Source organism: Streptomyces sp. NPDC085932, assembly GCF_044540525.1.
GTDB lineage: Bacteria > Actinomycetota > Actinomycetes > Streptomycetales > Streptomycetaceae > Streptomyces > Streptomyces levis.
Map to the genome: position 1 here is coordinate 548,314 of NZ_JBITSJ010000002.1, position 22,823 is coordinate 571,136.

A 22,823-nucleotide genomic window follows, 5' to 3' on the forward strand; every position below is an offset into this window, starting at 1 on the left:
TTTCCGTACAGTCCCTCCGGGCGGACGGAGGGACTGTACGGACACGGCCCAGGCCCTCACAGGACCTCGGACCCCGCCTTGCCGTAGGCGCGCTGGGCGGGGACGGCCGGGGTCTCCACGGGGATCTCGACCACCGGCTGCTCCGGGGCGCCGATCTCGGGAACGGCGCCCGTGGGCGTGCCCGTGGCGGCGGCGACCAGGGCGGCCGGGTGCCCGCCGCGGCGGCGGATCGCGCCCGGCAGCAGCGGGCGCCCGCCGGTGTGCAGGGCCACGGCGGTCATCGGCAGCGCGATCACCAGCAGGCCGGCGCCGAGCACCAGGCCCATGACCGGGAAGCCGGCCTGCGCCGACAGCACACTGCCGGTCAGCGGCCCGGCGGCCGTGCCCAGCGAGGACGCCGAGCCGACCAGCACCGCCCAGCGGCCGCGCGAGTCGAGCGAGGCGGCCAGCCCGATGAGGTACGACAGCACCACCGGGTACAGCGTGTTCCAGGCGATCTCGCCGGCCGCGAAGCTGCCGAGGCCGGTGGCGGAGGCGCTGACGGCGATGCAGCCGGCGATGAGGACCGTGCCCAGGCCGATCGGCACGGCACGTCCGAGCCGTGCGCCGAGGGCACCGGCCGCGAGGACTCCGGCCAGTCCGGCGCCCAGGGCCACGGCGAACACGGCACCGACGGTGGCCTCGCCGAGGCGGGCCTGCTCCAGACCGATGCGTCCGCTCACGCCCCACAGGGAGTTCTGGGCGAGCGACCAGCAGACCATGGCGACGGCCAGCACCAGCCCGGAACGGGCGTGCGGCAGACGGGCCCTGTCCTGCCGGGCCGGTGCGGCGGGCAGACCGGAGGGGAGCCGGCCGGTCAGCGGCCAGACGGCCAGGGACGTGAGGGCGATCGCGGACAGCGGCAGGCCGTGCCCCGGGCCCAGGTGCGGAACCGTCAGGTACACGGCGCCCGCGAGGGCGGAGACGCTCAGCAGCCCGGCGGTGGAGGCCCGGTGCGGGTCGCGCTGGGCTGCGATGAGGGTGGCGGCGACGGTCGTCGCCGTGCCGGAGCCGAAACCGCCGACCATCGCGCCGGCGACGACGGCCGGGACGGCGGAGGTCAGCGCGGCGCCGCCGTAGCCGAGGACGGCCAGGACGAGGCCGAGCCGGGCGAGGGTGCGGGCGCCGATCCGCTCGACCCGGGAGGCCAGGGCGAATCCGGCGGCGGCCGAACTCAGCAGCAGCGCGCTGCCGACGGCACCGGACTGTGTGGCGGAGAGCGGAAGGGCCGAGTCGAGTCTGCCCACGGTGGTCGGGAGCAGGTACGGAGCGAGGTACCCGGCCGTGAAGAGGGCGACGAGGGGCCAGGGGGTGGTGCGGGGGGCGAGCACGGGCGTTCCCAGGGCATGCGAAAGGAGCGGCAGAAGAGGGGAGATGGGGCGACGACCGTCGACGGACAGGAACGCGCGGGCAATTTGTATCAAGCAAGTACTCGGGCACGGGAGCCCGGAGGGTGTGATGTGGAGCACGTTGCGTTTGGGGTGGTGAAGCCCGGGTAAACGAGCGCCCTTCGCCGGCTGTCCGAGGCCCCCCGCCGCCGCTCCTCGCGCGCGTTCGCGCTAGCGCCAGTGCACCGACCCGGCGCCCGTCGGCACCGTCGCCTCGATCTTGGCCCGGATCTCCCGCATCACGGCGACGATCCGCTCCTCGTGCTCCGGGGTGAGCCGGGCGACCGGCACCGAGCAGCTGATCGCGTCCTGCGCGGGGGTGTCGTAGCGCAGGGCGAACCCGAAGCCCACGATGCCGGGTACGCCCTCCTCGCGGTCCACGGACCAGCCGCGGTCCCGGATCCGCGCGAGGTCGGCCGCCAGGGACTCCCGGCTCGTGTGCGAGTTCGGGGTGAGCGCCTCGTACGGTCCCTCGGGCAGTTCCTTGTCGGGGCGTTCCGCCAGCAGCGCCTTGCCCAGGGCGCCGACGTGCGCGGGCAGGCGGCGCCCCACCCGGCTGATCGTCCTGAGGTACTCGTGCGACTCCCGCGTCGCCAGATACGCCACGTCCCGCCCGTCCAGCCGGCCCAGGTGGATGGTCTCGCCGAGCGCCTCGGACGCCTCGTCGAGATACGGCCGCACGATCCTGACCCGGGGGTCGGAGTCGAGGTAGCTCGTGCCGGTGAGCAGGGCGTGGATGCCGATGCCGTAGAGGGAGCCGGTGACGTCGGTGCGGACCCAGCCGCGCGAGATCAGGGTCTGCAGCAGCGCGTACATGGAGCTGCGCGGCACGCCGAGCGCGTCGGCCAGCTCCTGGAGCCGGGCCGGGCGGTCGCCGCGCGCCGCGAGGAGTTCCAGCAGCGCGACCGTGCGCGCCGCGGACTTCACCTCGCGGACGCCCCCTGTGTCTGACATGGGCCGATCGTAATCGTCCCGCTGCGCCCGGTTGACGGTCCCTGTTCGCCCACCTAACCTTCGTTCTCATACATGGATGACGTCTATATGAGGAGATGGCCGTGAACGCTGGACCGGTGGCGGTCGCGCAGCGGCTGCGGGAGGGCATGGCGCGCGGCGTGCTGTCGTTCCCGCTGACCGGCTTCCGCGACGACGGCACCCTCGACCCGGACGGTTTCCGCCGCCACGTCGCCGAGCGGCTCGCCGCCGCGCCCGGCGCCGTCTTCCCCGCCTGCGGCACCGGGGAGTTCTTCTCGCTGGACGAGGACGAGTACCGGCAGGTCGTCACCATCGCCGTCGAGGAGGCGGCCGGCCGCGTCCCCGTCGTCGCGGGCACCGGCTACGGCTGGGCACAGGCCGCCCGGTTCGCGCGCGTCGCCGAGGACGCCGGAGCCGACGCGCTCCTCGTCCTGCCGCACTACCTCGTCGCCGCCCCGCAGGACGGCCTGGTCGCCCAGCTGGAACAGCTCGCCACCCGCACCCCGCTGCCCCTGATCGCCTACCAGCGCGGCCAGGTGGCCTTCACCGCCGCCTCGCTGCGGCGCGTCGCCGCCCTGCCGACCGTCATCGGCCTCAAGGACGGCCACAGCGACCTCGACCGGCTGCAGCGCCTCACGCTGGCCGCGCCCGAGGACTTCCTGTTCTTCAACGGGGCCGCCACCGCCGAGCTCCAGGCCCGCGCCTACGCCGCCGTCGGCGTCCCGGCCTACTCCTCCGCCGTCCACGCCTTCGCCCCCGAGATCGCCGACGCCTTCTTCGCCGCCCTGCGCGACGGCGACCACGGCACGGTCGACAAGCTGCTGCGCGACTTCTACGTCCCGTTCGTCGAACTGCGCGATCGCGTCCCCGGGTACGCCGTGTCCCTGGTCAAGGCCGCCGCCCGGTTGCGCGGCCACGCCGTGGGCCCCGTACGCGCCCCGCTCACCGACCCCTCGCCCGCCGACCTGGCCGCCCTCGGCACCCTCCTCGCCACCGGACTCGACCTCGTGGGAGCCGCGCTGTGAACCTCACCGTCGCGGACGTCCGGCTGACGCCGGTCCTGGTCGCCGACCCGCCGCTGCTGAACACGCAGGGCGTGCACCAGCCCTACACGCCGCGGCTGATCGTCGAGGTCGTCACATCGGACGGCGTCACCGGCGTGGGGGAGACCTACGGCGACACGACGTACCTGGAACTGGCCCGGCCCTTCGCCGAGCGGCTCAAGGGGCGGCGGGTCAGTGACCTGAACGCGCTGCCCACCCTCGCGGACGAGGTCGCCGTGGACGCCTCCCGGGTCGGGAACGCCGTCGACGTCGGCGGCCTGCGCGGCGTCCAGACGGCCGGCAAACTGCGGCTGTCCGTGCTCTCCGGGTTCGAGGTCGCCTGCCTCGACGCCCTCGGCAAGGCCCTCGGACTGCCCGTGCACGCGCTGCTCGGCGGCAAGGTGCGCGACGCCGTCGAGTACAGCGCCTACCTGTTCTACAAGTGGGCGGGCCACCCGCGGGGCGTGCCGGCCGAGCCGGACGACTGGGGCGCCGCCCTCGACCCGGCCGGGGTGGTGGAACAGGCCCGCCGGTTCACGGAGCGGTACGGCTTCACCTCGTTCAAGCTCAAGGGCGGCGTCTTCCCGCCCGACGAGGAGATCGCCGCCGTACGGGCGCTCGCCGCGGCCTTCCCCGGGCATCCGCTGCGGCTGGACCCCAACGGCGCCTGGTCGCCGGCGACCTCGCTGCGGGTGGCCGAGGAGCTCGCGGACGTCCTCGAATACCTGGAGGACCCCACCCTGGGCACCGCCGGCATGGCCGAGGTCGCCGCGCGGACCGGTGTGCCGCTGGCCACGAACATGTGCGTGACGACCTTCTCCGAGATCAAGGAGGCCTTCACCCGTGACGCCGTGCAGATCGTGCTCTCCGACCACCACTACTGGGGCGGGCTGCGCGCCACCCGGCAGCTCGCCGCCGTCTGCCGTGCCTTCGGCGTCGGCGTGTCCATGCACTCCAACACCCACCTGGGCATCTCGCTCGCCGCGATGACGCACGTGGCGGCCACCCTCCCGGACCTCCACCACGCCTGTGACTCCCACTACCCCTGGCAGTCGGAGGACGTCCTCACCGAGCGCCTCGCCTTCGAGGGCGGCAGGGTCACGGTGTCCGACGCTCCCGGGCTCGGCGTGGAACTGGACCGCGACCGGCTGGCCGCGCTGCACCGGCGGTGGCTGGAGGACGACGGTGCGCTGCGTGACCGCGACGACGCGGCGGCGATGCGGGTCGCCGACCCGGCGTGGCGGACGCCCTCGATGCCGCGCTGGTGAGGCGCGTGGCCCAGGGGAGGGCGTGCGGAGGCCCCGCGCGAGCTGACGGGCCGGGTGGGTCCGGCGTGATCGGCGTCACGTCGTCGGTGATGTGGTGCAGACTGGCCTGATCCGCACCACGTCAGGGAGCGCATCGTGATCGCGTCCACCGCCCCGGCCGGAAAGGGCCCGGCCGGAAAGGGATCGCACCGCCAGAGCCAGGTCGATCCCCTCGCCCCCCTGCGCACGCCGGACGACCCGCCCTGGGACGTCTACCTCACCGGCACGGTCTTCCTCGACATCGTCTTCACCGGCCTCGACTCCGCCCCGGTGCGCGGGACGGAGTCCTGGGCGCGCGGGATGGGGTCGAGCCCCGGCGGCGTCGCCAACATGGCCACCGCGCTCGCCCGCCTCGGCCTGCGCACGTCCCTCGCCGCGGCCTTCGGCGACGACCACTACGGCGACTACTGCTGGGACGCCCTGGAGCACGGCGAGGGCATCGACCTCTCCCCGTCGCGCACGGTCCCCGGCTGGCACTCCCCGGTCACCGTCTCCATGGCCTACGAGGGCGAGCGCACGATGGTCTCGCACGGCCACGAGCCGCCCCCCGAGGAACCGGCCCCCGAGTGCCCGCCCCGCGCCCGCGCCGCCGTCGCCTCCCTCGCGCCGGGCGTCAGCGCGCCCTGGATCGCCCAGGCCGCGAGCAAGGGCACCCGGGTCTTCGGCGACGTCGGCTGGGACGACACCGGCGCGTGGGACCTCGCCGGCCTGCCCGACCTGCGGCACTGCGAGGCGTTCCTGCCGAACGCGGAGGAGGCCATGCGGTACACGGGCGCGGACTGCCCGCGGGCCGCCGCGCACGCCCTGACCGAGTACGTGCCGCTGGCCGTGGTCACCCTCGGGGCGGACGGGGCGTACGCGGTGGACCGGCGGACCGGGGAGACGGCCGAGGTGCCCGCGATCGAGGTCGAGGCGCTCGACCCGACCGGCGCCGGGGACGTGTTCGTCGCCGGGTTCGTCGCCGGGACGCTGGCCGACTGGCCGCTCGCGGACCGGCTGGCCTTCGCCGGGCTGACGGCGGCGCTGTCGGTGCAGGAGTTCGGCGGCTCCCTGTCGGCGCCGGGCTGGTCGGAGATCGCGGCCTGGTGGCGCAAGGTGCAGTCCGTCGAGGGGCAGTCGGCGGAGGCGCTGCAGCGGTACGGCTTCCTGGCCGACCTGGTGTCGGAGGAACTGGTGCGGCCCTGGCCGCTGCGGCGAGCCGTCCCCACCATCGGTTTCCGCCGCTCGGCGTGACGGAGGAGTGCCGTCCCCTCCGCGACCTCCGCTCCGGAACCCCTGGTGAGAAGCCGTGAGAAGCCCCGACCCAAAACCCCTACGGCGTTGTCACCGCCCCGTCGTACCCTGGGAATCGTGAGGCCGCCCTCAGTTGCGCGGCCGTGACGAGGAGGAACCGCAGGCCTTCAGCGCCGGCCCATGACTCAGACACCCACAGCTCACACCCCCGCGCAGGAGCAGGCGAGAGCACAGTTCACCGTCCCCGCCCAGCACCCCATGGTGACCGTCCTGGGGTCCGGCGACTCCCTCCTGCGCGTGATCGAGAAGGCCTTCCCGGCGGCCGACATCCACGTCCGGGGCAACGAGATCAGCGCGGTCGGCGACCCGAAGGACGTCGCCCTCATTTCCCGCGTGTTCGACGAGATGATGCTGGTGCTCCGCACCGGGCAGCCGATGACGGAGGACGCAGTGGAACGCTCGATCGCCATGCTCAAGGCGAGCGACAACGGCGAGAGCGACGGCCAGGAGACCCCGGCCCAGGTGCTCACGCAGAACATCCTGTCCTCGCGCGGCCGCACGATCCGCCCCAAGACGCTCAACCAGAAGCGCTACGTGGACGCGATCGACAAGCACACCATCGTCTTCGGCATCGGCCCCGCCGGTACCGGCAAGACATACCTGGCGATGGCCAAGGCCGTGCAGGCCCTGCAGTCCAAGCAGGTCAACCGCATCATCCTGACCCGCCCGGCGGTCGAGGCCGGCGAGCGCCTCGGCTTCCTGCCCGGCACGCTCTACGAGAAGATCGACCCCTACCTGCGCCCGCTGTACGACGCGCTGCACGACATGCTCGACCCGGACTCGATCCCGCGCCTGATGGCGGCGGGCACGATCGAGGTCGCGCCGCTCGCCTACATGCGCGGCCGCACGCTCAACGACGCCTTCATCATCCTGGACGAGGCCCAGAACACGAGCCCCGAGCAGATGAAGATGTTCCTCACCCGCCTCGGCTTCGACTCGAAGATCGTGATCACGGGTGACGTGACGCAGGTCGACCTCCCGGACGGGACGAAGTCCGGCCTGCGGCAGGTCCAGGACATCCTGGACGGCGTGGAGGACGTGCACTTCTCGCGGCTGTCGTCGCAGGACGTCGTCCGGCACAAGCTGGTGGGCCGTATCGTCGACGCGTACGAGCAGTACGACACGAAGCACGGCACCCAGAACGGCGCGCACAAGGGCCGCGGCAAGTCCGGGCACAAGGGGAAGTAGACACACACAGCACCATGTCGATCGACGTCAACAACGAGTCCGGAACCGAGGTCGACGAGCAGGCGATCCTCGACATCGCCCGCTACGCGCTCGCGCGGATGCGCATCCACCCGCTCTCCGAGCTCTCGGTGATCGTCGTGGACGCCGACGCCATGGAGCAGCTCCACATCCAGTGGATGGACCTCCCCGGCCCGACGGATGTCATGTCCTTTCCGATGGACGAGCTGCGTCCGCCGTCCAAGGACGACGACGAGCCGCCGCAGGGGCTGCTCGGCGACATCGTGCTGTGCCCGGAGGTCGCCGAGAAGCAGGGCAGGGAAGCGGAGACGCAGCACTCCATGGACGAGGAGCTCCAGCTCCTCACCGTCCACGGCGTGCTGCACCTGCTCGGCTACGACCACGAGGAACCGGACGAGAAGGCCGAGATGTTCGGCCTCCAGGCGGCCATCGTGGACGGCTGGCGCGCGGAGCGGGGCCTGACCGGCCCGTCCCCGGCGCCGACGGTCTCGTAGCCGCCGATGAGTCCGCAACTCGCCCTGGGCGCCGTCGCCCTGGTGGTCGTCGCCTGGCTCGCCGCCTGCGCGGAGGCGGGCCTCGCGCGCGTCTCCAGCTTCCGCGCCGAGGAGGCCGTGCGCTCCGGCCGCCGCGGCAGCGCCAAGCTCTCCCAGGTCGCCGCCGACCCGACCCGCTACCTCAACGTGGCGCTGCTGGTCCGCGTCGCCTGCGAGATGGCCGCCGCCGCGCTGATCACCTACGGCTGTCTGCAGGAGTTCGACGGCACCACGCAGGCCCTGCTGATCGCCATCGCGGTCATGGTCCTGGTGTCGTACGTCGCCGTCGGGGTCTCGCCGCGCACCATCGGCCGCCAGCACCCGCTGAACACGGCGACGGTCTCCGCCTACGTCCTGGTCCCGCTGGCCCGGATCATGGGCCCGATCCCGTCGCTGCTGATCCTCATCGGCAACGCGCTCACCCCCGGCAAGGGCTTCCGGCGCGGCCCGTTCGCCTCCGAGGCGGAGCTGCGCGCCCTGGTCGACCTCGCCGAGAAGGAGTCGCTCATCGAGGACGAGGAGCGCCGCATGGTGCACTCGGTCTTCGAACTGGGCGACACCCTGGTCCGCGAGGTCATGGTGCCGCGCACGGACCTGGTGGTCATCGAGCGCTTCAAGACCATCCGCCAGGCCCTCACCCTCGCCCTGCGCTCCGGCTTCTCGCGCATCCCGGTCACCGGCGAGAGCGAGGACGACATCGTCGGGATCGTGTATCTGAAGGACCTGGTCCGCAAGACGCACATCAGCCGCGAGGCCGAGTCCGAGCAGGTGTCCACGGCCATGCGCCCGGCGTTCTTCGTGCCCGACACCAAGAACGCGGGTGACCTGCTGCGCGAGATGCAGAAGGAGCGCAACCACGTCGCGGTCGTCATCGACGAGTACGGCGGCACGGCCGGCATCGTCACGATCGAGGACATCCTGGAGGAGATCGTCGGCGAGATCACCGACGAGTACGACCGGGAACTGCCGCCCGTGGAGGAGCTCGGCGAGGACCGCTTCCGGGTCACCGCCCGCCTCGACATCGGCGACCTGGGCGAGCTGTACGGCCTGGAGGAGTTCGACGACGAGGACGTCGAGACGGTCGGCGGCCTGCTCGCCAAGGCGCTGGGCCGGGTGCCCATCGCCGGGGCGTCGTCCGTGGTCGCCCTGCCCGACGGGCGGGAGCTGCGCCTGACCGCGGAGGCGGCGGCCGGCCGCCGGAACAAGATCGTGACCGTGCTCGCCGAGCCGGTGGACCCGCCCGAGCCGCCCCAGGAGGAGAAGCCGGAGTGACCCCGCAGGAACTGCGCGCGTTCTGCCTGTCGTTCAACGCGGCGGAGGAGGACTTCCCCTTCAGCCCGGAGATCTCGGTGTTCAAGGTGCGGGGCAAGCTGTTCGCCCTGTCCTTCCTGGACGCGCGCCCCCTGAAGGTCAACCTCAAGTGCGACCCGGACGAGGCGGTCCGCCTGCGCCGCGAGCACGAGGGGCTCATCGTGCCGGGCTGGCACATGAACAAGCGCCACTGGAACACGGTCACCGCCGACGGCGGCCTCCCGGACCGGCTGGTCCGCGAGCTCGTCGAGGACTCCTACGACCTCGTCGTGGCCGGCCTGCCGCGAGCGGACCGCCTCCGCCTCGACCGCCCGTAGCGCTTCCGTATGCTCGGATCATGACCGACAGCAGCGCGCTCGACCCCGAGGACCGCAAGATCGTCACCCTGGCCCGTTCCGCGCGGGCCCGCAACGGTGTGCCCGAGGGGGCGGCCGTGCGGGACGAGACCGGACGCACCTATGTCGCGGGCACGGTGTCCCTCGACTCCCTGAAGCTGAGCGCCCTGCGCACGGCGGTGGCTATGGCGGTGGCCTCGGGGGCGCGCTCGCTGGAGGCGGCCGCGGTGGTGAGCGAGGCGGAGTCGGTGTCCGACGAGGACCGGGCGGCCGTGCGGGACCTCGGCAGCGCGCAGACGCCGGTGCTGCTGGCGGGGCCGGACGGGACGGTCCGCAGCACGGTCACGGCCGGCTGAATCACGCTGTAACCGCCGGTGATCAGGCGGGTTTCCACCTTGCCGCTCCCTGCTCCCAGCGGCATCAAGGGAACCGTAAGTTCCGACGGGCCGTCAGGTTGAAAGCCGGCGGCGGCACGGTCGGCTTCACCGGCACGGAGAACCCCGCGATGGCCGTCGGCGCCCCCGTCGGGGTCGGCCCCCTCAGCGGCACCGTGGCCTCCGGCGACAGCCTGGAGGCCTTCGGCGGCTCACTGCGGATGACCGTCTTCGGCATCACCATCACGTGCACGGCGACCGGGCCGCAGCCACCGGGCCCGTTCGTGTTCGACTGAGCACGAGCGCGACGCGGCCCCGGTGCTCAGAGCGCGTCGGGGCCGCGCTCGCCCGTGCGCACCCGCACGACCGTCTCCACGGGCAGCGCCCACACCTTGCCGTCGCCGATCTTGCCGGTGTGCGCGGCCCTGACGACCGCGTCGATGACGGCCTCGGCGTCCGCGTCCTCCACGACGATCTCGATCCGGACCTTCGGCACCAGGTCCACCCGGTACTCGGCGCCCCGGTACACCTCGGTGTGGCCGCGCTGCCGGCCGTAGCCGCTGGCCTCGGAGACGGTCAGGCCGTGCACGCCCAGTTCCTGCAGGGCGTTCTTGACCTCGTCGAGGCGGTACGGCTTGACGATCGCGGTGATGAGCTTCATGCCTGGGGGGTGACCTTCTGGGCGGGGGAGACGACGGAGGAGACCGGGGCACCGTGCCCCAGGACCCCGTGATCGTAGGCCGTCTCGGCGTGCACCGTAAGGTCCAGTCCGGTCTGCTCCTGCTCCTCGCCGGCGCGCAGGCCCATCGTGACGTCGATCAGCTTGCCGATGCCGTACGTCACCCCGAACGCGTACGCCGCGACGACCACCACGGCCACCAGCTGCCTGCCCAGCTGGCCGAGTCCGCCGCCGTACAGCAGGCCCTCGGCACCGCCGGTCATCGACTCGACGGCGAAGACGCCGATGAGGAGGGTGCCGATGACCCCGCCGACCAGGTGGACTCCGACGACGTCCAGGGAGTCGTCGTAGTTCAGCTTGAACTTCCAGCTCACGGCGTACGAGCAGACCGTCCCCGCGGTGAGGCCGACGACCAGGGCGCCGAGCAGGGAGACGGACCCGCACGAGGGCGTGATGGCGACCAGGCCCGCGACCGCGCCGGAGGCGGCGCCCAGCGTGGTCGGGTGGCCGTCGCGCTTCTGCTCGACGAAGAGCCAGCCGAGCAGGCCGGTGCAGCCCGCGGCGAGGGTGTTGAGGAACGCGGCCGCGGCGAGGCCGTTGGCACCGAGGGCGGAGCCGGCGTTGAAGCCGAACCAGCCGAACCAGAGCAGACCGGCGCCCAGCATCACCATGGGCAGGTTGTGCGGCCGCATGGCCTCCTTCTTGAAGCCCATGCGCGGGCCCAGGACCAGGCACAACGCCAGTCCAGAGGCACCGGAGACGATCTCCACGGGGAGTCCGCCCGCGAAGTCGAGCGCGCCGAGCCGCTCCAGGATCCAGCCGCCCGGGCCCCACACCCAGTGCGCGACGGGAACGTATACGAGCAGCGCCCACACCGGCACGAAGACCAGCCAGGCCCCGAACTTGGCGCGGTCGGCGACCGCGCCGCTGACCAGCGCGGCCGTGATGATCGCGAAGGTGAGCTGGAAGGTGGCGAACAGCAGCGTGGGGACCGTGCCCTGGACGCTGTCCGGGCCGAGGCCGCTCATGCCGGCGTGGCCGAGCCCACCGATGAGCCCTCCCGCGGCGTCCTCGCCGAAGGCCAGCGAGTAGCCGGCCGCCAGCCACACCACCGTCACCAGGGCGATGGACACGAAGCTCATCATCAGCATGTTCAGGACGCTCTTCGTGCGGACCATGCCGCCGTAGAAGAGGGCCAGGCCCGGCGTCATCAGCAGGACGAGGGCGGTGGCGGCGAGCAGCCAGGCGGTGTCGCCGGTGTCGGCGTGTGCGGCGGCCAGGGGCACGGTGTCTCCAACGGGTGGACGCTGCGGGGGCTCGTCAGAGGTTCACGGGTGTGCGTTTCCGGCCGCGCACGGCCGTGTTTCCACGGTGTTTCGTTGCGTGAGGGTTTCGGAAAGCTCACGCGGCCGGGGCTGCGCGGGCCGCGGTGCGGAGGGGCCGGTTGGATCAGGGAGAATGGGCGGCATGAGCGTTCGTATGCAGTCATCCGAAGAGTCGGGCGAGACCGTCCACCGTGCCGGCTTCGCCTGCTTCGTGGGCCGCCCCAACGCGGGCAAGTCCACGCTGACGAACGCTCTGGTCGGGCAGAAGGTGGCGATCACCTCCAACCGGCCGCAGACGACGCGGCACACCGTGCGGGGCATCGTGCACCGCCCGGACGCGCAGCTGATCCTGGTGGACACCCCGGGGCTGCACAAGCCGCGCACCCTGCTCGGCGAGCGTCTGAACGACGTGGTGCGCACCACCTGGGCCGAGGTCGACGTGATCGGCTTCTGCCTGCCGGCGAACGAGAAGCTCGGCCCCGGCGACCGGTTCATCGCCAAGGAGCTCGCGGGCATCAAGAAGTCGCCGAAGGTCGCGATCGTCACCAAGACGGACCTCGTCGACGGCAAGACCCTGGCCGAGCAGCTGATCGCGGTCGACCAGCTGGGCAAGGAGCTGGGCATCGAGTGGGCGGAGATCGTCCCGGTGTCGGCGGTCGGTGACAAGCAGGTCGAGCTGCTGGCGGACCTGCTGATCCCGATGCTCCCGGAGGGTCCCGCCCTCTACCCCGAGGGTGACCTGACGGACGAGCCGGAGCAGGTCATGGTGGCCGAGCTGATCCGCGAGGCGGCCCTGGAGGGCGTCCGCGACGAGCTGCCGCACTCCATCGCGGTCGTGGTGGAGGAGATGCTCCCGCGCGAGGACCGCCCCGCCGACAAGCCCCTCCTCGACATCCACGCCAACCTCTTCATCGAGCGCCCCAGCCAGAAGGGGATCATCATCGGCCCCAAGGGCAAGCGCCTGAAGGAGGTCGGCATCAAGTCCCGCAAGCAGATCGAGGCCCTGCTGGGCACGCCGGTCTTCCTGGACCTGCACGTCAAGGTGGCCAAGGACTGGCAGCGCGACCCCAAGCAGCTGCGCCGCCTGGGGTTCTGACCAACGGGTCCCCTCAGCGGGGGTCCCGGGGTTCCCGCTGCGCGCGCAGCACCTCCCGGAACCACGCGTACGAGGCCTTGGGCGTCCGCTCCAGGGTCTCGAAATCGACGTGCACCAGACCGAAGCGGCGGGCGTAGCCCTCCGCCCATTCGAAGTTGTCCAGCAGCGACCAGACGAAGTACCCGCGCACGTCGACCCCCGCCTCCAGCGCCCGGTGCAGGGCCCGCAGATGACCGTCCAGGTACGCGATGCGGTCCTGGTCGTCCAGGCCCGGGTACGAGCAGCCGTTCTCGGTGACGACGACCGGCGGAAGCCGGTCGCCGTAGCGGTCGCGGAAGGAGGTGAGCACCTCCGTGAGCCCCTCCGGTACGACGGGCCAGCCGAAGTCGGTCACCGGGTGGCCCTCGATCTCCCGCACGGAGAAGGGCAGTTCCGCCGGCATGGTGACCCCGCCGAAGTCGATCTCCGTGCCCCGCGGTGCGCCCACCCGGGTCGGGGCGTAGTAGTTGACGCCGTACCAGTCGATCGGCTCGGCGATCACCTTCAGGTCGGCCTCGACGTCCCCGGGCAGCAGCGCCTCGATGCCGTCCGGGTAGCGGCCCAGCAGCAGCGGGTCGGCGAACAGGCGGTTCAGCAGCAGGTCGTAGAAGTCCGCCGCCTCCACGTCCGCCGCCTCCGTCGAGGCGGCCCAGGTCGGGCCGTGCGAGTTGGCGACGCCGATGTCCGTGGCGCCCGCTGCGCGCAGGGCGCGGACGGCCAGGCCGTGGGCGAGCAGCTGGTGGTGGGCGACCGGCAGCGCGTCGAACAGCAGCCGCCTGCCCGGCGCGTGCACGCCCAGGGCGTGGCCCAGCAGGGTGTGCTCGGCGGGCTCGTTCAGCGTGATCCACCGGCTCACGCGGTCGCCGAGCCGGCCGGCGACCAGCGCGACGTGCTCGGCGAAGCGCGCGGCCGTGTCGCGGTCCAGCCAGTCCAGGTCCGCCGGCAGGTCCCAGTGGAACAGCGTCGGCACCGGGCGCACGCCCGCCGCGCACAGGTCGTCCACCAGCCGGTCGTAGAAGTCCAGGCCGCCCTCGGAGCGCACGCGCGGCCACGAGACGGAGAACCGGTAGGCGTTCACGCCCAGGTCCGCCAGGAGCGCCACGTCCTCGCGGTGGCGGTGGAAGTGGTCGCAGGCCACCGCCGCCGTCGATCCGTCCTTGACCCGCCCGGGCTCGGCCGTGAAGACGTCCCACACGGACGGCTCGCGCAGCTCCGCCGCGCCCTCGATCTGATGGGCCGAGGTGGACACGCCCCACAGGAAGCCGGGCGGGAAACGGGGGATCGGGGTGCCTGCGTCAGTCGCCATGCGCCGGATCATCCGTACCGGGGGTAACGGAAGTCAACGGCCGGGCGGGAACCGGCCGTTACGCCCCCTCCTTCAGGACGCGCGAGATCAGCGTGCGCTGGTCGTCGGTCAGCCGCGGATCCGCCGCGTACACCGTCTTCCCGTCCACGGTGATCTGGTAGGCGAACCCGTCCGGCACCCCGATCGGCGGCGTGGTCCGGCCGTCCGCGAGCGCCCGCTCGGCCAGCGCGTGCCACTCGGCGGCATCGGAGCGGCCCGAGGTGTCCACCTCGGCGTGCCGCTCGATGCCCGCGAATCCGCCCGTGCGCCTCACCTGAATACGCATGGCACCTGTCTAGTACGGAACTACAGCGTCCGCACCCCGACCTGCTCCCAGGCCTTTGCCACGGCGTCGAGTTCCTCACCGTCGCCGAAGCGCTCCCGGGCGGCCTTGACGGTGAGCGTGGCGAAGTCGGCGAACAGCGCCTGCTCCTTCAGCTCGCCGCCGGTCAGCACGTCGTACCAGACCTGGCCCGCGCGCTCCCAGGCGGGGCCGCCGAGGGCCGTGGCGGCGAGGTAGAAGGCGTGGTTGGGGATGCCCGAGTTGATGTGGACGCCGCCGTTGTCGCGGCCGGTGCGGACGAAGTCGTCCATGGTCGCGGGCTGCGGGTCCTTGCCCAGCACGTCGTCGTCGTACGCCGTGCCCGGCTCCTTCATGGAGCGCAGCGCCTTGCCGGTCACCCGCGGGGCGAGCAGCCCGGCGCCGATCAGCCAGTCGGCCTCGGCGGCGGTCTGGCCGAGCGTGTACTGCTTGATCAGCGCGCCGAAGACGTCCGACAGGGACTCGTTGAGCGCGCCGGGCTGGCCGAAGTAGGTGAGGTTGGCCGTGTACTGCGTGACGCCGTGGGCGAGTTCGTGGCCGATGACGTCGATCGGGAGGGTGAAGTCGAGGAAGATCTCGCCGTCCCCGTCGCCGAAGACCATCTGCTCGCCGTTCCAGAAGGCGTTGTTGTAGTCGCGGTCGTAGTGCACGGTCGCGTTCAGCGGCAGGCCGTTGCCGTCGATCGAGTCGCGTCCGAAGGCGCGCAGGAACAGGTCGAAGGTCGCGCCGAGTCCGGCGTAGGCCCGGTTGACGGTGGCGTCCTCGCCGGGGGCGTCGCCCTCGCCGCGGACCCGGTGGCCGGGCAGGTCGGTGCCGTGCCGGGCGTCGTGGACGGTGCGCTGCGGCTTGCCGTCGGCGGCCGAGGGGACGGCGGTGGCGCCGAGGACGGTGGTCAGGCGGCGCTGGGTGCGCTCGTAGGCGTCGCGCTGCAGGGTGCGGCGGGCGGGTCCGGCGAGCGCGGGGTCCTCGGCCTGGGCGAGCCGGTCGAGGACGTGGGGCGGGACGATGGTGCAGAAGACGGGCTCGAAGCCCCCGTGAGTCGTCATGCCCGGCACCCTTGCACTGTGTGACGAGCCTGTCACCAGTCGCCACCATGATTGGTGAAATACCGGGACAACGACCCTCACACTCCGTGGTGAGTGCTAGGGCGAAGTGGTGTAGCGCACTTTTTGTCCCGTTTGCGTGGCCGGTCCCGCATACTGATACGACCCCACGCGCAGGAAGGGGCTCGGCTAGCATGCTGCGCATCATGCGTTTCGGGCTGCTTCTCCTTAGCTGCCGCGGCGAGGGCCTGTAGTCGAGGCCGACTCCCTCCCCGCGGAGCTTGGTGCTGCGTCGTCGGCCGTCCTTCCGGACACCCTCTGAGGAGCCCACAGCATCATGGCGAACCGCCAGCAGCCCAGTTCCATGCCGATCCACAAGTACGGCCGCTACGAGCAGGTCGACATCCCGGACCGCACCTGGCCGGAAGCGCGCATCACCACCGCCCCCCGCTGGCTCTCCACCGACCTGCGCGACGGCAACCAGGCCCTGATCGACCCCATGTCGCCCGCCCGCAAGCGCGCCATGTTCGACCTGCTGGTCAAGATGGGCTACAAGGAGATCGAGGTCGGCTTCCCGGCCTCGGGCCAGACGGACTTCGACTTCGTGCGCTCCATCATCGAGGAGCCGGGGGCCATCCCCGACGACGTCACGATCTCCGTGCTGACCCAGGCCCGCGAGGACCTGATCGAGCGGACCGTCGAGTCCCTGAAGGGCGCCAGGCGCGCCACGGTCCACCTCTACAACGCCACGGCCCCCGTCTTCCGCCGGGTCGTCTTCCGCGGCTCCAAGGACGACATCAAGCAGATCGCCGTCGACGGCACCCGCCTGGTCATGGAGTACGCCGAGAAGCTGCTGGGCCCCGAGACCGAGTTCGGCTACCAGTACAGCCCCGAGATCTTCACCGACACGGAGCTGGACTTCGCGCTGGAGGTCTGCGAGGCGGTCATGGACGTCTGGCAGCCCGGCCCGGGCCGCGAGATCATCCTCAACCTGCCCGCCACCGTCGAGCGCTCCACCCCCTCCACGCACGCCGACCGCTTCGAGTGGATGGGCCGCAACCTCTCCCGCCGCGAGCACGTCTGCCTGTCGATCCACCCGCACAACGACCGCGGCACCGCCGTCGCCGCCGCCGAGCTGGCCCTGATGGCCGGCGCCGATCGCGTCGAGGGCTGCCTGTTCGGCCAGGGCGAGCGCACCGGCAACGTCGACCTGGTCACCCTGGGCATGAACCTCTTCTCCCAGGGCGTCGACCCGCAGATCGACTTCTCCGACATCGACGAGATCCGTCGCACGTGGGAGTACTGCAACCAGATGGAGGTCCACCCGCGCCACCCGTACGTGGGCGACCTGGTCTACACGTCCTTCTCCGGCTCCCACCAGGACGCCATCAAGAAGGGCTTCGACGCCATGGAGGCCGACGCGAAGGCGAAGGGCGTCACCGTCGACGACATCGAGTGGGCGGTCCCCTACCTGCCCATCGACCCCAAGGACGTCGGCCGCTCCTACGAGGCCGTCATCCGGGTCAACTCGCAGTCCGGCAAGGGCGGTATCGCCTACGTCCTGAAGAACGACCACAAGCTGGACCTGCCGCGCCGGATGCAGATCGAGTTCTCCAAGCTCATCCAGGCCAAGACCGACGCCGAGGGCGGCGAGGTCACGCCGAAGGACATCTGGGCCGTCTTCCAGGACGAGTACCTGCCCAACCCGGACAACCCCTGGGGCCGGATCCAGGTCAAGAACAACCAGTCGACCACCGACACCGACGGCGTGGACACGCTGCAGGTGGAGGCCACGGTCGACGGCCAGGACACCGTCCTCACCGGCTCCGGCAACGGCCCCATCTCGGCGTTCTTCGACGCCCTGCAGTCCATCGGCATCGACGTACGCCTGCTGGACTACCAGGAGCACACGATGAGCGAGGGCGCCTCCGCGCAGGCCGCCTCCTACATCGAGTGCGCCATCGACGACAAGGTCCTGTGGGGGATCGGAATCGACGCGAACACGACGCGCGCCTCCCTGAAGGCCGTCGTCTCGGCCGTCAACCGCGCGACGCGCTGACCAGCCTCGCAGGCGGTTTGAGGGCTCCGTCCGCCGATGTCCGGCGGGCGGAGCCCCGTCACATACCGGCCAATCCCTGTGAGGGTCACGGAAAGGTCTCCTCCGGGGTGCTGACTCCTCCTCGCGGATGTGGCTAACATCACGCAAGCGCGGCGGCGTTGCCGCGCGGCGTGACGGAGGTGCGACGTGCTGCCAGGACGGGGACGAAACGGCCGTGCCGCCGGGCTTGCCCGCATCCTGGGCACCCGTACCGCGTGGACGGCCGCCGGCGACGGGGAGTTCTTCTGCCCCGGCTGCGGCGGAGACCGCAACTACCAGCGGCTGACCGGACAGCGCCGCTTCACCCTGCTCGGCGTGCCCGTGCTGCCGCGCGGCGAGACCGGACCGGTCGTGGAGTGCGCCGCCTGCCGCCGCCACTTCGGCACCGACGTCCTCGACCACCCGACCACCACGCGCTTCTCGGCGATGCTCCGCGACGCGGTGCACACCGTCGCCCTCGCGGTCCTCGCCGCGGGCGGCGCCGGATCCCGTACGGCGCTGGAGTCCGCCGTGCTCGCCGTGCGCGCGGCCGGCTTCGACGACTGCACCGAGGAGCAGCTGGCCGCCCTCGTCGAGGCGCTGGAGGCGGACACCGGCCGCATCACCGGCGAACCCTGCGGCGCCGGGCTGGCCATAGAGCTCCACGAGGCCCTCGACCCGCTCACCCCGCACCTGGCCACCGTCGGCCGCGAATCGATCCTGCTGCAGGGCGCGCGCATCGCCCTGGCGGACGGGCCGTACACCCCGGCCGAGCGGGACGTCCTCGCGACCGTCGGAGCGGCGCTCACGATCTGCTCCGACGACGTCACCCGCCTGCTCGCGGCGGCGGCCCGTACGCCCTCGTAGCACCGGCGGCCCGTACGCCGTCGTGGCACCGGCGGTACTCCCCGGGGAGTAATCCGTCCGCCGCACCGCCCCACGCAGTAACCCCCGGCTCGGTCTCACGCCCGACGTGCCGGACCCCGCGCGCCGGGAGTCTGGAGTCCGTTCCAGACACCCGACCGGAGGGAGCCGGACAGATGGGGGCCGTAAGGACGCGTACGGGGCGGCGGCGGGCCGTGCCCTGGGTGGTGGTGGGGCTGTGGATCGCCGCGCTCGTGCTGCTCGGGCCGCTCGCCGGCAGGTTCGCCGACATCCAGCAGAACCGCGCGGTCGACTACCTGCCCGACAGCGCCGACTCCACGCAGGTGGCGCGCATCCAGGACGAGTTGCCGGGCGGCGAGTCGACCGACCTGGTGCTGGTGTACCACCGCGGCGGCGGACTCACCGACGCCGACCGGCGCACCGCCGCCGAGCAGATCGCCGAGGTGCGCGCCGCCCACGACCTGGCCGGTGAGCCGCGGGGCGTGCCGTCGAAGGACGGCACCACCCTGATGTACCCGGTCTCCAGCACCCAGCCGGGCCAGGACGAGGAGGCCCGGGACGCCTTCGTCGACGGCGTGCGGGAGATCGCCGAGGGCGGCGGCGGACTCACCGTCGAGGTCGGCGGACCGGGGGCGCTGAACACCGACATGAACAAGGTGTTCGAGACGCTCGACGCCACCCTGCTGCTCGCCACGCTCGCCGTCGTCACCGTGCTGCTCGTGCTCATCTACCGCAGCCCCTTCCTGTGGCTGGTCCCGCTCGCCGTCGCGGGCGTCGCCGCCGCCGTGGCGATGGCCGCCGGGTACGGACTGCACGAACTGTTCGGCGTCACCGTCACCGGACAGAGCGGCGGCGTGATGACCGTCCTCGTCCTCGGCGCCGGCACCGACTACGCGCTGCTGATCGTCTCCCGCTACCGCGAGGAACTGCGCCGCCACGAGCGCCCCTACGACGCCATGCGCGCCGCCCTGCGCGGCTGCGGGCCGGCCGTCCTCGCCTCCTCGGGGACCGTCGCGGCCGGGCTGCTGTGCCTGCTCGCCGCCGACCTCAACAGCAGCAGCGGCATGGGGCCGGTCGGCATGGCCGGGGTGCTCGCGGCGCTGGTCGCCATGACGACGCTGCTGCCCGCGGTGCTGGTCCTGCTCGGGCGGCGGGTGTTCTGGCCACTGGTCCCCGCCTTCGGCAGCGAGCCCAAGGCCCGGCGGTCGCTGTTCGCCGCGATGGGCACCTCGGCGACGCGCCGGCCCGCCGCCGTGCTCGTCGGCGGAGGCGTACTGCTCGGCGCGCTCGCCCTCGGCACGCTGAACCTGTCCGGCAGCATCAAGCAGGAGGACTCCTTCACCGAGCGGCCCGAGTCCATCACCGCGATGCGGACGCTGGCGCGGGAATACCCCGAGCGCAGCAGCCGGCCCCTGACCGTCATCGCGCCCGACGGCGCGGCCGAGGCGGTCCTGGCGCGGGCCCGGGTGACCGACGGGGTCGCCGAGGCGGTGCCCGGGCGCAGCGGGTCGGGCTGGACCGAGATCGCCGTCTTCGCCACCGCGCCGCCGGAGACCCCGGCCGAGACCCGCACCGTCGAGGCCCTGCGCGCCGGACTCGACCCCGAGGGCGCGTACGTCGGCGGGCCCAGCGCCCAGCAGATCGATCTCGCCGCCGCCGAGGCGCGGGACCGCAAGGTGATCGTGCCGCTGGTGCTGGCCGCCGTGTTCGTCATCCTGGTGGGGCTGTTGCGCAGTCTGGTCGCGCCGCTGCTGCTGCTGGTGGCGGTGGTCGCGGTGTGGGGCGCGGCGCTCGGCATCGGCGGGCTGGTGTTCGAGCCGGTGCTCGGCTTCGGCGGGACGGATCCCGGGCTCGGGCTGCTGTCGTTCGTGTTCCTGGTCGCCCTCGGGGTCGACTACGGCATCTTCCTGATGCACCGCATGCGGGAGGAGTCCGTGCGGGGTGCCGAACCGGAGGCGGCGGCGCTGACCGCGCTGCGGACGACCGGCGGGGTGATCGCCTCGGCGGGGGTCGTGCTGGCGGCGACGTTCGCGGTGCTGACGACCCTGCCGATGGTCGGCCTGGTCGAGCTCGGGTTCGTCATCGCCGTCGGGGTGCTGCTGGACACGTTCCTGGTGCGGACGTACCTGGTGACCACGGCCAGTGTGCTGCTCAAACGGCGGATGTGGTGGCCGGGCGGGCTCTCGCGCGCACCGCGGCGGGCCACCCCGGCGACGCGGGACGAGCCCGTGTCCGCGCACGTCACCTGACCGCCGACGGCGTCCCTCCCCTCCCGGAGGGACGCCTTCCTCGCCGAGGATGATGCCCGTGCAGCAACCCACCACCGCGGCCACGAGCCGGTCGCGAACCGCCGAGCGGGTCATGGCCGCCGTCAACCGCGACCCCCTGACCGCCCCGCACGCCGTCCGCAACGACACGCTGCTCGCCTTCGTCGCGGCGGTGCTCGCGGCCGGCATCGCGCTGTTCGTCGACGACGGGCGCGAGCCCGACGCCCTCGGCTGGACGCTGCTGCTCGCCGCCCACGCCCCGCTGCCCTGGCGGCGGCGCCGGCCGCTGCTCGTGCTGGCGCTGATCGTGGCCTGTGTCGCGCCGTACCACGCGCTGGACCACGTCCACTCCGCGCCCACCCCGGCCACCTACATCGCCCTCTACACCGTCGCCGTCACCGGCCGCCCGCTGCGCACGGTCCTGGTCGGGACGGGGGTCATCGCCCTCTCCGTCAGCGTGATGCTCACCGTCAGCGCCCACGAGGCACTGGAGCTGCTGAAGATCTCCGGCTGGGTCGTCGCCGTGCTGTTCTGCGGCGTCGACGTGCGCTTCTACCGCCAGTACGTCGCCTCCATCGTGGAGCGCGCCGAACGGGCCGAACGCACCCGGGAGGAGGAGGCCCGGCGGCGCGTCGCCGAGGAACGGCTGCGGATCGCCCGCGACCTGCACGACCTGCTGGCCCACAGCATCACCCTGATCGGAGTGCAGACCTCCGTCGCCGCCCACGTGCTGTCCGCCGATCCGGAGCGGCTGGACCGGGAGGCGGTCGCCAAGGCCCTGGACGACATCGCCGAGACGTGCCGCAGCGCCCGCGGCGAACTGCGCACGACGCTGGAGGTGCTGCGCGCCCACGACGCCGCGCACGGCAGCGCCGACGCCCGCGGCCCGCTGCCGGGCCTGGACGGGCTGCCCGACCTGGCGGAGGCCGCCCGGCTCGCCGGTGCCCGGGTCGAGCAGACGGTACGGATACGGCACGCGCCGCCCGCCGTCGGCGCCGCCGCCTACCGCATCGTGCAGGAGGCCCTCACCAACGCCGTACGGCACGCCGGACCCGGACCGGCCGTCCGGGTCGCGCTGGACGAGCGGGCGGGCGCCCTGCACGTGTCGGTCAGCGACGACGGCGCCGGACCGGCCGCGGGCGGCACCCCGGGCTTCGGGCTGGTCGGGATGCGGGAGCGGGCCCGCAGCGTGGGTGGCACACTCGACGCCGGACCGCGGGCCGGGGGCGGTTTCGAGGTGACGGCGGTCCTGCCGCTGACCACGACGGGGGAGAGGACCGGATGACGATTCGGGTGCTGCTCGCGGACGACCAGACCCTGGTGCGCGAGGCGTTCGCGATGCTCGTGGACTCGGCCCGGGACATGGCGGTCGTCGGCCAGGCCGCCACCGGCCGGCAGGCCGTGGAACTGGCCCGCGCCACACGCGCCGACCTGGTGGTGATGGACATCCGTATGCCCGACCTGGACGGCATCGAGGCCACCCGGCTCATCGCGGCCGACGAGGACCTCGCGGGCGTCCGGGTGCTCGTGCTCACCACGTACGACACCGACGAGAACATCGTCGACGCCCTGCGCGCCGGCGCGTCCGGGTTCCTCGTCAAGGACACCCGGCCGGCCGAACTCCTGGACGGCATCAGGACCGTCGCGGCCGGTGAGTCCCTGCTGTCGCCCGGGCCCACGGCACGGCTGATCGAGCGGTTCCTGCGCAGTCCCACGCCGCCGCCGGCCGGCGGGCCCGAGTGCCTGTCCGACCGTGAGCGGGAAGTGCTCACGCTGGTCGCGCGCGGCCTCAACAACACCGAGATAGCGGAGGCGTTGGGTCTGAGCCCGCTGACCGCGAAGACCCACGTCAGCCGCATCATGGGCAAACTGGCGGCGCGGGACCGGGCGCAGCTGGTCATCGTGGCGTACGAGTCGGGGATGGTGACGCCGGGGAGCATCTGA

At 72.6% G+C, this 22,823-nt stretch carries 21 protein-coding genes and 1 pseudogene; 15 read left to right on the forward strand and 7 right to left on the reverse strand.

Annotation, left to right across the window (positions count from 1 at the left end; all coding sequences use genetic code 11):
* Window positions 1–56: 56 nt before the first annotated feature.
* Both ACIGAQ_RS11645 and ACIGAQ_RS11650 read right to left on the reverse strand, forming a co-directional pair.
* The gene (locus tag ACIGAQ_RS11645) at window positions 57–1,382 is read right to left on the reverse strand and encodes an MFS transporter (protein ID WP_399783130.1); all 1,326 of its coding nucleotides are present in this window, start codon (window positions 1,380–1,382) and stop codon (window positions 57–59) included.
* 216 nt (window positions 1,383–1,598) lie between these two features.
* Window positions 1,599–2,381, reverse strand: coding sequence for an IclR family transcriptional regulator (locus tag ACIGAQ_RS11650; RefSeq protein ID WP_399781583.1), 783 nt, complete (start codon window positions 2,379–2,381; stop codon window positions 1,599–1,601).
* Window positions 2,382–2,476: 95 nt separating this feature from the next.
* On the opposite strand from ACIGAQ_RS11650, the gene ACIGAQ_RS11655 reads away from it, so the two are divergent.
* The 9 genes and pseudogenes from ACIGAQ_RS11655 to ACIGAQ_RS11695 form a co-directional block, all read left to right on the forward strand.
* Window positions 2,477–3,424: a 5-dehydro-4-deoxyglucarate dehydratase gene (locus ACIGAQ_RS11655; protein WP_399781586.1), complete on the forward strand. Its 948-nt coding sequence runs from the start codon at window positions 2,477–2,479 to the stop codon at window positions 3,422–3,424.
* Window positions 3,421–4,710: a glucarate dehydratase family protein gene (locus tag ACIGAQ_RS11660; protein WP_399781588.1), complete on the forward strand. Its 1,290-nt coding sequence runs from the start codon at window positions 3,421–3,423 to the stop codon at window positions 4,708–4,710. Before ACIGAQ_RS11655 ends, ACIGAQ_RS11660 begins: the two co-directional genes overlap by 4 nt.
* 135 nt (window positions 4,711–4,845) lie before the next feature.
* Window positions 4,846–5,982 carry a PfkB family carbohydrate kinase gene (locus tag ACIGAQ_RS11665; RefSeq protein ID WP_362274648.1) on the forward strand — a complete coding sequence of 379 codons (1,137 nt, stop codon included), beginning with the start codon at window positions 4,846–4,848 and terminating at the stop codon, window positions 5,980–5,982.
* A gap of 180 nt (window positions 5,983–6,162) precedes the next feature.
* Window positions 6,163–7,230 (forward strand): PhoH family protein, encoded by a 1,068-nt coding sequence (locus tag ACIGAQ_RS11670; RefSeq protein ID WP_311686797.1) that lies wholly within the window; start codon window positions 6,163–6,165, stop codon window positions 7,228–7,230.
* Between the two features lie 14 nt (window positions 7,231–7,244).
* Entirely contained in the window at window positions 7,245–7,742 is a 498-nt protein-coding gene (gene ybeY, locus ACIGAQ_RS11675) for an rRNA maturation RNase YbeY (protein ID WP_311686795.1), read from the forward strand.
* 6 nt (window positions 7,743–7,748) lie between these two features.
* Window positions 7,749–9,053, forward strand: coding sequence for a hemolysin family protein (locus ACIGAQ_RS11680; protein ID WP_311686792.1), 1,305 nt, complete (start codon window positions 7,749–7,751; stop codon window positions 9,051–9,053).
* Window positions 9,050–9,409, forward strand: coding sequence for an MmcQ/YjbR family DNA-binding protein (locus tag ACIGAQ_RS11685; RefSeq protein WP_311686790.1), 360 nt, complete (start codon window positions 9,050–9,052; stop codon window positions 9,407–9,409). The genes ACIGAQ_RS11680 and ACIGAQ_RS11685 overlap by 4 nt, the downstream gene beginning before the upstream one ends.
* Before the next feature lie 20 nt (window positions 9,410–9,429).
* The gene (locus tag ACIGAQ_RS11690; RefSeq protein ID WP_311686788.1) at window positions 9,430–9,783 is read left to right on the forward strand and encodes a cytidine deaminase; all 354 of its coding nucleotides are present in this window, start codon (window positions 9,430–9,432) and stop codon (window positions 9,781–9,783) included.
* 98 nt (window positions 9,784–9,881) lie between these two features.
* A pseudogene (locus ACIGAQ_RS11695) lies at window positions 9,882–10,097 on the forward strand (hypothetical protein); the annotation flags it as partial.
* Window positions 10,098–10,123: 26 nt separating this feature from the next.
* Here the strand turns inward: ACIGAQ_RS11695 and ACIGAQ_RS11700 are convergent.
* Complete coding sequence (locus tag ACIGAQ_RS11700; RefSeq protein WP_399781595.1) at window positions 10,124–10,462, reverse strand: P-II family nitrogen regulator; 339 nt, start codon at window positions 10,460–10,462, stop codon at window positions 10,124–10,126.
* The gene (locus ACIGAQ_RS11705; protein WP_399781598.1) at window positions 10,459–11,766 is read right to left on the reverse strand and encodes an ammonium transporter; all 1,308 of its coding nucleotides are present in this window, start codon (window positions 11,764–11,766) and stop codon (window positions 10,459–10,461) included. The genes ACIGAQ_RS11700 and ACIGAQ_RS11705 overlap by 4 nt, the downstream gene beginning before the upstream one ends.
* A gap of 181 nt (window positions 11,767–11,947) precedes the next feature.
* Between ACIGAQ_RS11705 and era the strand changes: the two genes are divergently transcribed.
* Window positions 11,948–12,901, forward strand: a complete 954-nt coding sequence (era, locus tag ACIGAQ_RS11710; protein ID WP_311686782.1) for a GTPase Era — start codon at window positions 11,948–11,950, stop codon at window positions 12,899–12,901.
* Between the two features lie 13 nt (window positions 12,902–12,914).
* Here era and ACIGAQ_RS11715 read toward each other — a convergent pair whose 3' ends face one another.
* The 3 genes from ACIGAQ_RS11715 to ACIGAQ_RS11725 are packed head-to-tail and all read right to left on the reverse strand — an operon-like array spanning window position 12,915 to window position 15,653.
* Window positions 12,915–14,246, reverse strand: a complete 1,332-nt coding sequence (locus tag ACIGAQ_RS11715) for a GH1 family beta-glucosidase (protein WP_399781600.1) — start codon at window positions 14,244–14,246, stop codon at window positions 12,915–12,917.
* Between the two features lie 58 nt (window positions 14,247–14,304).
* The gene (locus ACIGAQ_RS11720) at window positions 14,305–14,571 is read right to left on the reverse strand and encodes a protealysin inhibitor emfourin (protein WP_311686778.1); all 267 of its coding nucleotides are present in this window, start codon (window positions 14,569–14,571) and stop codon (window positions 14,305–14,307) included.
* Window positions 14,572–14,591: 20 nt separating this feature from the next.
* Window positions 14,592–15,653, reverse strand: coding sequence for a M4 family metallopeptidase (locus ACIGAQ_RS11725; RefSeq protein WP_399781604.1), 1,062 nt, complete (start codon window positions 15,651–15,653; stop codon window positions 14,592–14,594).
* A 334-nt stretch (window positions 15,654–15,987) separates the two neighbouring features.
* Here ACIGAQ_RS11725 and leuA point away from each other — a divergent pair, with 334 nt between their 5' ends.
* The 5 genes from leuA to ACIGAQ_RS11750 all read left to right on the forward strand — a co-directional run bounded on the left by leuA (window position 15,988) and on the right by ACIGAQ_RS11750 (window position 22,823).
* Complete coding sequence (gene leuA, locus ACIGAQ_RS11730; RefSeq protein WP_311686774.1) at window positions 15,988–17,709, forward strand: 2-isopropylmalate synthase; 1,722 nt, start codon at window positions 15,988–15,990, stop codon at window positions 17,707–17,709.
* A 186-nt stretch (window positions 17,710–17,895) separates the two neighbouring features.
* Complete coding sequence (locus ACIGAQ_RS11735) at window positions 17,896–18,594, forward strand: TerB family tellurite resistance protein (protein WP_311686772.1); 699 nt, start codon at window positions 17,896–17,898, stop codon at window positions 18,592–18,594.
* A 173-nt stretch (window positions 18,595–18,767) separates the two neighbouring features.
* A complete protein-coding gene (locus ACIGAQ_RS11740; RefSeq protein ID WP_399781608.1) occupies window positions 18,768–20,861 on the forward strand; it encodes an MMPL family transporter in 2,094 nt (697 codons plus the stop codon).
* A gap of 49 nt (window positions 20,862–20,910) precedes the next feature.
* Window positions 20,911–22,164, forward strand: coding sequence for a histidine kinase (locus tag ACIGAQ_RS11745; protein WP_311686769.1), 1,254 nt, complete (start codon window positions 20,911–20,913; stop codon window positions 22,162–22,164).
* Window positions 22,161–22,823 (forward strand): response regulator transcription factor, encoded by a 663-nt coding sequence (locus ACIGAQ_RS11750; RefSeq protein WP_311686767.1) that lies wholly within the window; start codon window positions 22,161–22,163, stop codon window positions 22,821–22,823. The genes ACIGAQ_RS11745 and ACIGAQ_RS11750 overlap by 4 nt, the downstream gene beginning before the upstream one ends.